This is a genomic window from Novosphingobium sp., from assembly GCF_039595395.1.
In the GTDB taxonomy this organism is placed as follows: domain Bacteria; phylum Pseudomonadota; class Alphaproteobacteria; order Sphingomonadales; family Sphingomonadaceae; genus Novosphingobium.
Genome location: NZ_JBCNLP010000006.1, coordinates 466,437 through 480,978, shown reverse-complemented (window position 1 = coordinate 480,978; position 14,542 = coordinate 466,437). Strand labels below are relative to the sequence as shown.

Annotated in this window: 8 protein-coding genes; 4 read left to right on the top strand and 4 right to left on the bottom strand. The window is 65.6% G+C overall.

All coding sequences use genetic code 11. The annotated features are described in order from the left end of the window. Window positions 1–3: 3 nt before the first annotated feature. The gene (locus tag ABDW49_RS22185; RefSeq protein ID WP_343615324.1) at window positions 4–1,572 is read right to left on the bottom strand and encodes a tryptophan halogenase family protein; all 1,569 of its coding nucleotides are present in this window, start codon (window positions 1,570–1,572) and stop codon (window positions 4–6) included. A 439-nt stretch (window positions 1,573–2,011) separates the two neighbouring features. Here ABDW49_RS22185 and ABDW49_RS22180 point away from each other — a divergent pair, with 439 nt between their 5' ends. Continuing rightward, complete coding sequence (locus ABDW49_RS22180) at window positions 2,012–4,333, top strand: TonB-dependent receptor (protein ID WP_343615322.1); 2,322 nt, start codon at window positions 2,012–2,014, stop codon at window positions 4,331–4,333. A 100-nt stretch (window positions 4,334–4,433) separates the two neighbouring features. Here the strand turns inward: ABDW49_RS22180 and ABDW49_RS22175 are convergent, their stop codons facing one another. From ABDW49_RS22175 to ABDW49_RS22165, 3 genes are read right to left on the bottom strand one after another with little or no spacing between them, the layout of a single operon-like run. Next, complete coding sequence (locus ABDW49_RS22175) at window positions 4,434–7,220, bottom strand: TonB-dependent receptor (protein ID WP_343615321.1); 2,787 nt, start codon at window positions 7,218–7,220, stop codon at window positions 4,434–4,436. 50 nt (window positions 7,221–7,270) lie between these two features. Further along, the gene (locus ABDW49_RS22170) at window positions 7,271–8,251 is read right to left on the bottom strand and encodes a FecR domain-containing protein (RefSeq protein ID WP_343615319.1); all 981 of its coding nucleotides are present in this window, start codon (window positions 8,249–8,251) and stop codon (window positions 7,271–7,273) included. Beyond that, the gene (locus ABDW49_RS22165) at window positions 8,218–8,796 is read right to left on the bottom strand and encodes an RNA polymerase sigma factor (protein ID WP_343615317.1); all 579 of its coding nucleotides are present in this window, start codon (window positions 8,794–8,796) and stop codon (window positions 8,218–8,220) included. Before ABDW49_RS22165 ends, ABDW49_RS22170 begins: the two co-directional genes overlap by 34 nt. 253 nt (window positions 8,797–9,049) lie before the next feature. On the opposite strand from ABDW49_RS22165, the gene ABDW49_RS22160 reads away from it, so the two are divergent. The 3 genes from ABDW49_RS22160 to ABDW49_RS22150 all read left to right on the top strand — a co-directional run bounded on the left by ABDW49_RS22160 (window position 9,050) and on the right by ABDW49_RS22150 (window position 14,541). Further along, window positions 9,050–11,545: a TonB-dependent receptor gene (locus tag ABDW49_RS22160; protein WP_343615315.1), complete on the top strand. Its 2,496-nt coding sequence runs from the start codon at window positions 9,050–9,052 to the stop codon at window positions 11,543–11,545. After that, complete coding sequence (locus tag ABDW49_RS22155) at window positions 11,545–13,029, top strand: CehA/McbA family metallohydrolase (RefSeq protein WP_343615313.1); 1,485 nt, start codon at window positions 11,545–11,547, stop codon at window positions 13,027–13,029. Before ABDW49_RS22160 ends, ABDW49_RS22155 begins: the two co-directional genes overlap by 1 nt. Before the next feature lie 138 nt (window positions 13,030–13,167). Next, entirely contained in the window at window positions 13,168–14,541 is a 1,374-nt protein-coding gene (locus tag ABDW49_RS22150; protein ID WP_343615311.1) for an amidohydrolase family protein, read from the top strand. Window position 14,542 lies beyond the last annotated feature (1 nt).

Genomic DNA, 14,542 nt, shown 5'->3' with positions numbered 1-14,542 from the left:
CGGTCAGCCCGGCTGATGGATCTGGTCGATCAGCGCCCGGTGATCGGGCAAAGCGGCAATGGCCTGAGGCGCCCCCCGATGCAGCGCCCCCACCGCCGAGAGCACCCTTGCGGCCTCGGTCGGATCGGCATCGATGGCCCCCTGCCCGGCCTGCGTCTCGAACCCCATGCCATTGAGGATATAACCCCAGCTCGGCGGGAGGAAGCTCTCATGGTCCACCACGAAATCGAAGCGTGAGGGGACGCGGTGGCGCCATTGCTCGATCCGGTCGCGCAGACTGTCGCTCCATGAGGACGGATCGGTGTTGTCGCGCCAATAGGGCGTGTCGCGGCGGCGACTGATGCAGTAATGCAGCTTCAGGAAGTCGGTGATCGCGCCGAAACGGGCGGTCATCAGCCGGTTGAAGCTGCGCGCGCTGGCCGCCATCACGGCGGGATCGGAGGGCACGGCCAGCATCTGGCCCAGCAGATGGGCGGCCACCTCGATCAGCATGATGCCGGTGGATTCCAGCGGCTCGAAGAAGCCGGCGGCAAGGCCCACGGCGGCGCAATTGCCGATCCATTGCTGCGCGCGATAGCCGGTGCGGAACTGCAGGCGCCGTGTGGAGAGTTTGTCCCCCGCAGGCCCGGCATAGCGGCGGATCGTTGCCTCGGCCTCGTCGTCGGACATATGGGCGCTGGAATAGACGCAGCCTGTGCCGCGCCGGTCGGGCAGAGCGATATCCCAGATCCAGCCCGCGTCATGCGCAGTCGCCAGCGTGTAGGGGGCGATGGGTTGGCCGGGCTCGGCATCGGGGATCTGCAGGGCGACGGCGCGGTCATTCATCAGCACGTCGCTCACCGGCACGAAGGGCGAGCCCAGCGCATCGCCGATCAGCATGGCGGACAGGCCCGAGCAGTCGATGAAGAAATCCCCGGTGATCTCCGGGCTGCCATCCTTGGGCAGGATCGCGGCGATCTGCCCCTCGGGCGTCAGGCGGGCCGAGGCGATGGTGGTTTCGATGCGCTGCACCCCGCGCGCCTGCGCCATCTGGCGCAGCCATGCCGCCAGCGAGGTCGCATCGAAGTGATAGGCATAGTTGAGCGGGCCGGTGAAATCCGCGTCCTGCGCACGCTTGGGCGCCCGGCCCGCGTGGATCACCGCCTCCTGCACGGAGATCGACCCGGCCCATGACGGGCGACGCGGATCGACGCCGCTGTCCAGCCAGAAGGGCAGCAGGCGCTCGTCGAAATTGTCGCGCGGCAGGTCGAAGGGGTGGAAGTAATCGTCGCTTTGCGAGCCCGGCGTCTGCTGACCCGCCCAGCCGACAAAGCGCACGCCCTGCTTGAAGGTGGCACGCGCGGCGCGCATGAAACTGCGCTCATCCCCGCCGGGCAGGCCCTGCCCCAGCCGGGCAATGGTGTTGCGCAGGGTCGGGAAGCTGCCCTCGCCCACGCCGATGATGCCGATCTCGGGCGATTCCACCAGAGTGATCGACCAACTGCCGCGCGGCAGAGCCTGCGCCAGCGAGGCGGCCGTCATCCAGCCTGCCGTGCCGCCGCCCACGATCACCAGATGCCGTGTGTCTGTCATGGCCGTCTTTCCGTTAGGGGACATGGATCAGCGCTCGACCATGCGGGCGATGGATGCCGTCGGCAGGGATGGCGCGAGAAGACCCAGATCCGCAAGCCTGATGCGCGCTTCGCGCCTGTCCCGTAACATCCGATCGGCTCCCTGTTCATGCCTTTGCGGCATGTTTGGCGGCGCTGTGCCCTGATCTGACATCGATGTCAACAATCGTGGGCACGGGATGCTGAGCGCAGTCCCAATTTGAGCAGGACGGTCATAATCGACCTGCATTCCGGCGCCTCACACTATAGATCAAATGCCCAGTCAATTGCGCCCGCATAAAAATTACATAACCAACATTCGTGTAGCATAGCTGTCATATTACAATGACATAGGCCCGCCTCATGCTTTGGGCGCCCGTGCACAAGTTCTTGCGGCGCAATTGCAATCATGGGGCAAAATCTTGAAAAAATCCGCTTTCACGCTGACGACTGCCGTCTGTCTTGTCTTCACCACCCAGGCCCATGCACAGACTGCTCCGGCGGACACGGACAGCAAGGATGAGGCAGCCATTGTCGTCGTGGGCAGCGGTGAAACCCGCTCGGTCTCGACGCTGGTGCCCTCGAACCTCGACGTGCTGCCGCCGGGCACCAGCGTGCAAAAGGCGCTGAACTTCCTGCCGGGCGTGATGTCGCAGTCGATCGACGCGCTGGGCCTGAACGAGCAGTCGATGTCGCTGCAGGTGCGCGGCTTTTCCACCACCCATCTGGGCTATGCGCTCGACGGCATTCCGCTGGGCGACGGCGCCTACAACAATTACAATGGCCTGACGATCAACCGCGCGCTGATCTCGGACAATCTGGGCCGCGCCGATCTGGCCACCGGCATCGCGGGGCTGGGCATCCCCTCGACCAGCAATCTGGGCGGCGCGGTGACCTATACCAGCAGCGATCCGCTCAAGCATATGGGCGGCGCCATCACTCAGAGCTTCGGCAGCGCCGATGCGCTGCGCACCTATGTCCGCCTCGACACCGGCGAGCATAATGGTTTCTCGGCCTATCTTTCGGGCCAGTACAGCCGCCAGAATCTGTTTGTGAACCAGGCGGCGGGCAACACCTCCACCGGCAAGCAGTTCAACGGCAAGCTCAAGTATCAGTTCAACGGCGGCGTGATCCGCGCCTTTGTCGATGTGTCGCGCACCAATCAGGCCGACGACGCCTATCTGTCGAAGGATATGCTGAACCGTCGCGGCTGGGATTTCGGCGGCATGGCGCCCGACTGGCAGGGCTATCTGGGCCGCTCCTATTGCGTGCTCAAGTCCAGCAAATGCAGCGGCGCGACCGCCTATGACAGCGAATACACCTACACCAACGGCCAGATCCTGCGCAACGACGAGCTGTACTACCTCACCGGCGACTTCAACCTGTCCAAGGCGCTGACGCTGAGCCTGAAGGCCTATCACCATCACGACAAGGGCGCGGGCAACAACTTCATCAACTCGGCCTATTCGACGCAGGGCACCGCCGACACCTCGGACGACGTGCCGGTGCAGATCCGCGACACGCGCTACACCATCAACCGCAGCGGCGGTCTGGGCAGCCTGACGTGGAATGTCGCCTTCAACCGCTTCCAGGCGGGCTTCTGGCTGGAAGAGAACACCAGCAGCGCCTCGCGCTACATCTGGAGCAATGTCACCGGCCCGAGCGATCTGGCGCAATACCTTCAGGGTCAGCCCGACAGCGCGCAATGGGTACAATCCACCGACTGGAAGACGCGCCAGTTCTATCTGCAGGACACGATGTCGCTGCTGAACGACACGCTGACCGTCGATTTCGGCTTCAAGGGCACCTATTCGCGCTCCGACGCGCATGCCCTGCCCGGCATCGCCAAGACCGCGCCGCCCGCCTCCAGCCAGTTCGCGACAGGTTCGCTGGTGGCGCAGGATTATTTCCTGCCGCAGGTCGGCCTGCGCTACAAGATTGCGCAGGGGCATGAGATCTACGCCAGCTATGCCGAGAACATGGCGATGTATCAGGGCGGCTTCAAGCTGGGGCCCCAGTCGGTGACGCAAAGTGTGTGGAACGCTCAGGGCAACACGCTGAAACCCGAAAAGTCGCGCAGCGTCGAGGGTGGCTACCGCTATGTCAGCCGCACGCTGCAGGTGTCGTTGAGCGGCTATTATTCGAAGTTCGACAACCGCCTGCTGCAGTACAACCCCTGCGCCACCGCGCGCCAGTCCGAGCCGGGCTGCGGCAACTCCTTCCACAATGCCGGCAGCGTGACGAGCAAGGGCATGGAAATCGGCGCCCTGTGGAAGCCGCTGAACTGGGTGAGCTGGTACAATTCGCTCTCGCTCAATTCCACGACCTATGACCAGAACCTCGACTGGTGCTCGGGCGCGAGCTGCGTGGTGAAGGCCACGGCGGGCAAGCAGCAGGTCGATACGCCCAAGACTATGGTCTCCAGCATGCTGACCGTGAAACAGGGCGGTCTGTCGGCCTCGCTGCAGGGCAAGTACACCGGTCGCCGCTACTACACCTACACCAACGACCAGAGCTTTGGCGGTTATTTCACGCTGGATCTGGGGCTGGGCTATGACTTCGGCCATGTCGGCCCGCTCAAAGGGCTGAAGGCCTCGCTCAACGTCACCAATCTGACCAACAAGCGCTATGCCGCCAATTTCGACAACAGCGTGTTTGCGCCCGACGATGCCTCGGGCACGGTCCAGGTGTTCCACGCTTCGGCGCCGCGCCAGGTCTTCGGCTCGCTCGGCATCACTTTCTAAGCCGGACGCCTGAGACAAACAGAAGGGCCGCGCAGCACCCCACGCTGCGTGGCCCTTTTGTGTCAGGCCAGCGCTATCTGCGTCCATGGCGGCGCTCCGGTCAATAGGTCAGGTTCACCGTCGCGCGCAGCGTGCGCCCGAACTCGGGCCGCGCCAGAAAATAGCCGCCGCTCATCCCGCCCGCATCGAAGGAGCCCATGCGGGGGTTGCCCTCGGTCAGGCCAAGGGCGTTGGTCAGGTTGGTGCCATTGAGCGTCACCATCAGATGGTCGTTCACCCGCGCGCTCGCATGGATGTTCACCAGCGAAAAGGGCGGCAGGCGCTGCGAATTGGCGATATCGGCAAAGCGCGCCGAATAATGGATGATGTCCACCCCCACCCTCACCCGCTCCGCCAGCAGCACCAGCGAAGGCGTGGCCCGCAGCGCCAGCCGGGGCACGCGGATCAACTGATTGCCGCTGGCATCATGGGCCACGGCCACGCCATTGGTCAGTTCGGTATAGCGGAAGTTCCGATAACGCGGGTCCTGCAAGGTGGCCTGCACATCCAGTTGCAAGGGACCGGCCACATCGGCATGCCCCATCAGTTCAAGACCGATGGCCGAGGTATCCGCGATGGAGGTCTGGTTGGTGTAGGCGCTGGTCGCCGGATCGAAACGATAGTCGGTAAAGGGCAACCGGGCGAAATGGGTCCCGAAGCCGACCGCCTGCACATGCCAGTGCGGGCGCCGCAGGGTGACACCGGCCTCCGCCATGGTGATGGGCACCGGCGCCTCGTCGCTGCGTTGCGGGTCCGAGGTGAAGTCGGTGGCGCTCGGCAGCCGGGCGATGCTGGTGACGCGGGCGAACAGTCCCAGCCCCGGCCTGGGGTGATAATTGACCCCCAGCGTGGCGTTGAAGCCTGAAAAGTGCCGGTCGATCGGTGCGACGATGCCATTACCGGTCAGCACGGCATCGTCGGCCAGCGTGGCCGGATCGCCCAGATTGACGGCATTCGATCCCTCGACACCGCCATGAATGCGCGTCCGCTCCCAACGGGCACCCAGGTCGATGCGCCAATGCGGGCTGACCCGCCACTCGTCCCCGGCATAGAGCGCGACATTGGCCGTGCGCAGCGTGGCATTGTCGAACAGAGAGCCATAGCGCACAAAGCCATTGTCGGTCAGCGCCCCCACCTGCCGCCCATCCGCGCCCAAGGCCACCACATCGAGCCGCCGCGCCTGCCCCCGCACATCGAGCAGCACGGTCCCCATCGACCGGGCGAAACCAAGGCGGCTGTCAGCATAGGTCAGCCCGAAGGCGAGATCATGCTCGCCCACCGCGTGCCACCGGCTGGTCAGCCGCGCATCGCCGATGAACTCGCGCATCGGCAGGCGGATCGAGAGCAGGTTGGCGCCCACCACCAGCCCGTTGCCATTGCTGCCCGGCAGAAACGTCGCGCCCGTGTCGGCATAGCGCAGCGCGGCGCTGGCAGCGGTGGGAAAACCGGCAGCAAGCTGAGGCCACACGCTGGCGATATAGGCGTCGCCCGTCATCGGGCGGCCAACAGGGAACAGGCCGTTGCGCAAGGTCGATCCGGTCCGCAGCCGGGCCTTGATCTCCAGCGCACTGTGCCCGCCCAAAGCGACGTGGCTCGAAGCGGTGTAGAAGGTGATCCGGCTGTGCGTGCCTTGCGACAGGTCGAAATCCTGCGGACCTGTGGGCGTCTTGAAGGCGACATGGACATTGGCGGGCCCGGCCAGCGTATCGCGCAAGGGATCGAAGCCGGGGATCGCAGCGACATTCCCCGCGCTGTCCAGTTGAAGCGGCACCGGCAGATAGAGGATCACCCGGTCATCGAGATGTTTGACATTGAAGGACAGGCGATTACGCCCATCGTCATAGGTGATGCCCGCCCGGATCTGCCCGCCCCGATCGGCCGGATAGCCCGGATCGCGCAAGCCATCATCACGCCGGTAAAAGCCGCCGAGCGACACCCCCAGCCGGGGCGTCAGGCGCAGCCCCACAAAGCCGTCGATCCGCCGATAACCGGTGGAGCCGCCGGTCACCGACAGGCTGGTGCCGGGGCGGGTGAGCGGATTGCGCGTCAGAAAATCGATGCTGCCGCCCGGCGCATTGGGCGCGAAGATCGCCGAGGGGCCGCCGCGCACCGCCTCCACCCGATCGATGGTGGCATCGCTGCGCACCACCTGATCGGTGTTGAGATAGCCCAACCCGCCATCATACTGGACCGGCAGCCCGTCCTCCAGAATCGCGACCGAGGAATAGCCATCGGTCGGGATGCCCCGCGCGCGGATGTTGTTGCTCGCCTCGCCGCCGGTGCTTTCGACCCAGAAGCCGGGGACCTCCTTGAACAGATCGGCGGTCGATCCGGGGCCCCGGCGCGCCAGCATATCGGCGTCGAAGCGGGTGATGGCATAGCTCGCCTCTTCGGGGGAAAGCGCCGTGCCGCTCGCCCGGCCGGTGACGATGATGTCCTCCTGCGACCGGGGATCGGGCGCCGGAGGTGGGGTGGCAAGCCGGGGGCGAACGAGCTGCGGCGCGGGTTGTTTTCGCGCGGCGACGACGGGCGCGGGCTTCAGCAGGACAACGCCATTGGCGTAGCGGGCAATCGTCAGCCCGCTGTCACGCAGCAAATGTTCCAGAGCGTGGCGAGGCGGCAGGGCGGCATGCAGGGGCGCACTGCGCCGCGCCGCGGCATAAGCGTAGGGATAGAGCAATTGCACCCCGGCCTGATGCGCGAATTGATCGAGCGCGGCGGCCAGGGTTTGCGCGGGAATGTCGAAACCGCGTGCCGGATCGGGCGCACCGGCTTCCACCGGCGCGGCGAGAGACATGATCGCGGCAGGCATCGTCGTGGCAAAAAGGAAGCGCCGAATCGGGTGCATGCTCGCTCCCTGCCGTTCATGCACGACAGCTTCATGTCATCCGGGCAGGATCAGGCGCCCCGCGCGCGGTAGAGCACGATGGCATCGCCCTCTCGCCGGTTGGCGATGCCGAAACCATCCTGCAGCGCGGCCAGAAAGGCATCCGGGCTGGCGGTGTGGAAGGTGCCGCCCAGTTGCAGACGGCCAAGCTGCGCATCGGCCAGCACGATCTTGACCGGCAGATAACGGTTGAACTCCGCCACGGCCTGAGCGAGCGGCATGCCGCGAAAGGTGATGTCGCCCTGCTCCCATGCGGTGGCACTGACCATATCCTCGGGGGAGAGCGACGCGATCTGGCCGGCTCCGCCACGCAGGGTCAGCCGGCTGCCCGCCCCCAGCGTGCGCGCCATCGCGCCGCCATAGGTCGCGGCGGCCTGCCCGGCCAATACCAGCAATTGCGCTTCTGCCGCATCCAGCCTGAGCGAGAATTTGCCCGCGCTCAGCCGCGCATCCACCGGATCGCTGAACAGGCGGAAGGGTTGGCTGGCATCGCTGACCAGCAGCGCCGCCTCGCCGCGTTCGATCCAGAGATCGCGCCCGCCCTCGTCAAAGCGCCATGAAATCCGCGTATCGGTGTTGAGCATGGCCTGACTGCCATCCTGCAGCCGCACCAACCGGCGCTCGCCGATGGCGGTCTGGGCCGAAGCGCGGCGCGGCGCGGCGAGAAAGGCCCCCGCCCCGGCCAGCGCCAGCAGTCCGGCAGCGCCTCCCATCACGGCGCGGCGCGTGGGGCTGGCAGAGGCATGCGGCGCCACATCCCCGGCAATCTCGGAAACCTGTTCCTCAGGCGGTTGCTCAAGGATGGCGGGCAGGCGCGGGTCGGCGGTGCGGCGCCATGTGGCCGCCACTTGCGCAAAGGTTGCGGCATGGCGCGGATCGGCGCCACGCCATGCCTCGAACTCATCTCTATCGGCAGAACCAGCGTCGAGCGCCACCAGCCACTGGGTGGCCTGGTCGCTCAGACTCGCTCCAGCCTTTCCGTCATCTCGCATTGATGCGCCTGCTCCGCCTTTCCCGGTGCGTCCAGTCCATCCGCCCGCTCTACCAAGAAGCGCAGGGCCTTGACCAGATGGGTTTCCACCGTGGAGACGGAGATCTGCATTCTTTCCGCTACCTGCGCGGGCGGAAGTCCCTCAATTCTTCGCAGATGGAGCGCCTCGCGCATGCGCGGGGGCATGGTCTGCATCAGCCGGGCGATGTGGTTCAACTCGCTGCGGTCCATCGCCACCACATCGGGCGTGGGGGCGTGGTCGGCGACATCCAGCGCGGCGAGCAGCGCGCCCTGATCGAAACGCACCACATCGGCGCGGCGAAAACGCTCGATCGCCAGATTGCGGATGATGCGCATGGTGAAGGCGTGCGGATTGGCGACAGACGCCCAGTCGGGCAGCGCGAAAAGCCTTGCATAGGCCTCCTGCACCAGCTCTTCGGCCTCGTCGGCCTGCCGCATCAGGCTGGCGGCATAGCGTCGGTGCTGCTGGTTGAAGACAAAGACATGGTCGGCAAACCAGATGTCGATGTCGCGAAGCCAGGACATGGCGCTCCCCCTCCGGTGCGAAACCTGGAGGCGTCACTAGGGCGCGGTTGTTACAGCAAATTGACATTGGCAGCGCATCGCCGACCACGAAAAATATTTGCCGGGCCGGTAGCGGGATCGCCGCGCCATCCCGTCTGCGCGCTGACAGCTCAGTTCATGGCACCACCCGCCCGGCCTCGCAAAACCGCGATTCCGGGGACGGGGAGACTTTGCCCATCGAACCCGAGCACGCACACGAAGGGGGCATCTCGCCATGAAATCATTGCTGATCACCACATCCATGCTGGCCATGCTCTGCGCCGGGGCGGCACAGGCCCGTGCCGAAGCGCCCGCAGCGGCGAATGACGCCCAGGCAGATACGCGTTCCGATCCTCAGGGCGGCGGCTTCAACGACATCATCGTCACCGGCCGCGCGGGCACCAAGGTCCGCACCAAGGCCGAAACCAGCTATTCGGTGACCAACATCGGCGAGGAAGCCCTGCGCCTGCAGGCCCCCACCAGCGTGACCGAAGCGCTGAAATCGGTGCCCGGCTTCTGGGTCGAATCCTCGGGCGGCGAGGCCAGCGGCAATGTGCGCGCCCGCGGCGTGCCGGTCGACGGCTTCGGCTCGGTGCAGTTGCTGGAAGACGGCATTCCCGTCCAGCATGATCCCGCGCTGGGCTATCTCAACGCCGATCAGGTGTTCCGCCTCGACGAGACCATCGAGCGCATCGAGGTGGTGCGCGGCGGTCCGGCCTCGCTGTTCTATTCCAACGCTCCGGCGGGCGCGATCAACTTCATCCCGCGTCAGGTCGGCAACCATGCCGAGGGCCTCGTCAAGATGACGCTGGGCGCCGACAGCCTCTATCGCGCCGATTTCTGGGTGGGCGCGCCGGTGGGCGACTGGAAGCTGGCGGTGGGCGGCTTCTATCGCTCCGAGGGTGGCGTTCGCGATCCGGGCTTCACCGGCAACCGGGGCGGGCAGATCCGCGCCACCGTCTCGCGCGAATGGTCGAATGCGAAATTCAGCTTCGATGTGAAACGGCTCGACGACATCGTCGCCTTCTACACCGGCATCCCGATGCGCACCTATCCCGATGGGCAGATCCGCGCCGTGCCCGGTTTCAACGGCCATTCGGGCACGGTGGCCGGCCCCGAGACGCAGCTTATCAAGATGCAGCAGGGCGACGGATCGACCTACACCTTCGACAACAGCCTTGGCACGCAGGTGAAGCGCACGCAATTGACCGCCAAATTCGAAATCGAGCCGGTCGAGGGCTGGAAGATCAGCAACACCTCGCGCTACAATGACTCCAACACGCAGCGCAACGGCGTCTATCCCAACACGCTGCAGAGCGCGTCGAGCCTGCTCTCCTCCAACGCCAGCCTGCTGGCTCAGGCGCCGGGGGCCAGCGCGCTGCAATTGCGCTACACCAATGGCGGGCAGGTGTTCGACACGGCCAATCAGAACGGCAATGGCCTGGTCATCGTGGGGGGCCTGCGCGGCCTGACCCTGCCCGTGAAGGAGTTCATGAGCGACACCCATGCCGCCCATCGCTTCCGCATGGGATCGACCACGCATGACATCACGCTGGGCTATTATTTTGCCCATATCGACGAGGATTTCAGCCGTTATTCCTCCACCGCCCTGCTCGATGTGCAGGACAATGCGCGGCTGCTCAATCTGGTCGCGGTCGATACGGCGGGCAATGTCGTCAAATCCTTCTCGGACACCAACGGCATCTACAAATATGGCTATGAGTGGGAAAGCGCCCATGGCGAACAGACCACCAATGCGCTCTACCTTTCCGACGAATGGCAGATCACCCACAAGCTGCGCCTCGATGGCGGAGTCCGCTGGGAAACGATGCGCGCGCGCGGCACGGTGGGGCTGAAGAAGACGGTCAATCTGGGCACGCCCGCGACCTCCTCGATCCTGACCGGCAGTGGCCTTTCGGCCAATTACGACAGCACCTTCAGCCATGCCACGGTGACGGCGGGGCTGAATTACCAGTTCGACAGGCATGCCGGCATGTTCGCCCGCTACACCTATGCCAACCGCATGCCGAGCCTTGGCAATTACGTGACCAGCCCGACCGCCACGCCGCTCACCCAGACGATGGATCTGGGCGAGGTGGGCGCGAAATTCACCAGCCCGCTGCTGGATGTCTTCGCGACCGGCTTCTGGACGAAGTACAACAACGTCTCCTTCACCAATTACCGCTTCGACCTCAACACCGGCTCCTCGGTGACCGAGGCGCTCAACGCCAACACCCAGACCTTCGGGCTGGAACTGGAAAGCACGCTGCGCCCCGCGCGCTTCTTCGACATTTCGGGAACGGTGACCTTGCAGGACCCGCACTACAAGGGGCTGGTCTACACCGATGCCTCGGGCAAAGTGAACAATTACGACGGCAAGCGCCTGATCCGCGTGCCCACCGTCAGCCTGCGCATCGTGCCGGGCTTCAACCTGCTGCATGACAAGCTGCGCATTCAGGCCTCCTATGAGTATGAGGGCGCGCGCTATGTCGACACGGCCAATTCGGTGCGCCTGCCCGCCTATGCCACCATCAATGTCAGCCTGCGCGCGCAGGTGACCGACAAGCTCTCGCTCTATGGTTATATCGACAATCTCAACAACTCGCTGGGGCTGACCGAGGGCAATCCGCGCGCGGGCGAGGTGCAGAACGCCGATGCCGGCGCCAACACCTTCATCGCCCGCCCGCTGATCGGCCGGAATTTCCGCGCCGCCGTGATGTACAAGTTCTGATGATGCGCCGGGGGATTACCGCCGCCGTTCTGGCAATCACGCTCATGCTGGGTTCGGGCCCGGCACAGGCCGGGGAAGCGGCCCCCTGGCAAACGCTGACCGGCAGCATCACGCGCGCCGATTTCGAACATTACCGCGAGGTGCCCTTCGATCTGCCGGAGGGCGTCACGCGGCTCACCATCCGCTTCAGCTATGGCGGCAAGGAGCAGCGCTCGGTCATCGACCTCGGGCTGGCCGACCCACAGCGCCTGCGCGGTTGGAGCGGCGGCGCCCGCGATCACATGACGCTGAGCACCGAGGAAGCGACGCCGGGCTATCTGCCCGGCCCGCTGCCTGCGGGGCGCTGGCGCCTGATCCTTGGCGTACCCAACATCCGCGAAGGCGTGGCCGCGCCCTTCGAGGCCAAGGTCTTTATCGAACGCGGCCCCGCCGTCACCGCGCTGGAAGACGCGCCGATCCATGCCGCGCCGGGCTGGTATCGCGGCGACCTCCATATGCACAGCGGCAACAGCGACGGCTCATGCCGCGCACAATCGGGCGCGAAAACCCCCTGCCCGGTCTACCGCACAGTGGAGGCGGCAGCGGCGCGAGGGCTCGATTTCATCGCGCTGACCGATCACAACAGCATCGCGCATTTCGCCGCCTTGCGCGCGTTGCAAGGCGCCTTCGACAGGATGCTGCTGCTGCCCGGACGCGAGATCACCACCTTCTTCGGCCATGCCAATGTCTTCGGCCCCACCGGCCCGCTCGACTTCCGCATGAGCGCGCCCAGCTACGCCGAGGCCGCCAGATGGCTGGATACGGCCAGACAGGCGGGCGGGATCGTTTCGCTCAACCACGCGGGTCTGCCCTCGGGCGAGGCCTGCATGGGCTGCGGCTGGCGGGTGGCGGACCTGCCCCCCGGCGCCGTGGGCGCGATCGAGGTGGTGAATGGCGGCACCCTCGCCCAGACCGGCTCGGCGGAAGGGCCGCTGCAAGGGATCGCGCTGTGGCAGAGCCTGCTCGACAAAGGGCAGCATGTCACCGCCATCGGCGGCAGCGACAATCACAACCCCGACATTCCCGCCGACAAGCCCGGCGCGATCGGCACGCCCACCACCGTCATCCATATGGACAGCCTTTCGACGCAGGGCTTTATGGATGGCCTGCGCGCGGGCCGGGCCTTTGTCGATGTCGAGGGCACGCATGATCGCATGCTCGACATCAACGCGACCAGCGGCAAGCAGGCGGTCGAGATGGGCGGCACGATCCACACCGCGAAAGGCAGGAGGCTGGTGATCACCGCGCGGATGCAGGGCGTGCCCGGAGGCAGGATCGATTACCTGCTCGATGGCCGCAAGGTGCTGACGCGCGATGCCGCCGACAGTCTGCCTCTGACGTGGTCCGCCGACGGGCGCAGACACTGGGTACGCGCCGATGGGCGCGGCGCGGATGGGCGCCTGCTGCTGATCGGCAATGCGATCTATATCGAACCCGAGGGCTGAGAGGCGCGGCGGCCTATGCCGCGCAGGGAGGCCGAAGCGGGGCAAAACCGGAATAGCGATGGATAAAGCCCCCTTCGCGCTTCCTCCCGGCGCGGTCGGGGTCCATAGGCATGGCATAGCCCGGCAGAATGGACATCCATGAACACTCTTTTTCGTCTCGCAGCCTCCGCCTCCTTGGGGGCGCTGCTGTGTGTTTCGGCGGCTCAGGCCCAAGGCGCGGGGCAGGTCGTGGCCCTGCAGCATGCCCGCGTGATCGATGGGCAGGGCGGCACGCCGAAACTGGCGCAGACCATCCTGATCGAAGACGGCAAGATCCGCGCGGTCGGCCCCGATGACCGCGTGAAGCTGCCCGCCGGCGCCAAAGTGGTCGACCTCACCGGCCAGAGCGTGATGCCCGGCCTGATCTCGAACCATTCGCATCTGGCCTATACCGATGGCATCACCAGCGGGCCCCAGAATTACACGCGCGAGAATGCGCTGCGCGAGCTGCGGCAATGGCAGCGCTATGGCGTGACGACGATCACCTCGCTGGGGCTGAACGCGCCGCTGTTCTACGAGTTGCAGCCGCTGGCCCATGCCGGAACGCTGGGCGGGGCCGATATTTTCGGCGCGGATCGCGGCATTGGCGTGCCGGAAGGCGCCCCGCCGATGGCCGCCGGCGCCGATCAGCTCTATCGCCCCACCACCGTCGAGGAAGCGCGAGCCGATGTCGACGAGACCGCCGAGCGTCATCCCGATTTCATCAAGGTCTGGGTCGATGATTTCCATCATTCGATCCCCGCCAAGATGAAGCCCGAAATCTACAAGGCGGTGATCGAGGAGGCCCATGCCAAGGGCCTGCGCGTCGCCGCCCATGTCTATTACCGCGAGGATGCCCGCAAGCTGATCGAGGCCGGTGCCGATATCCTTGCCCATGGCGTGCGCGACGAGCTGGTCGATGCCGATCTGATCGCCCTGATGAAGAAGCACGGCACATGGTACATCCCGACACTGGATCTGGATGAGAGCTTCTACCTCTATGCCCAGCATCCCGAATGGCTGAAATCGGGCTTTTTCCGGGGCGCGGTGCAGCCTGCGCTGGCGGCACAACTGGCTGATCCGGCATGGCAGGCCAAGGCGCTCGATCCCAAGACCCTGCAGGTCAATCAGGCCTCGCTGGCGACCAACCGGAGCAATCTGCTCACCCTCTACCGTGCCGGGGTGAAGATCGGCTTCGGCACCGATTCCGGGGCGACCCCGCTGCGCATTCCTGGCATTGCCGAACATCGCGAGCTGATGCTGATGGTGCAGGCGGGCCTCACCCCGCTTCAGGCGATCACAGTGGCGACGCGCGATGCCGCCAAACTGCTGGAGTTGACCGATCGCGGCGTGATCGCGCCGGGCAAGCGGGCCGATCTGCTGGTGGTGGCGGGCGATCCATCGCATAACATCACCGACACCACCCATATCCGCGCCGTGTGGCAGGCCGGGCAGCAGGTCTTCGTCGTGCCCGTGCCGCCGCGCCGGAACTGAT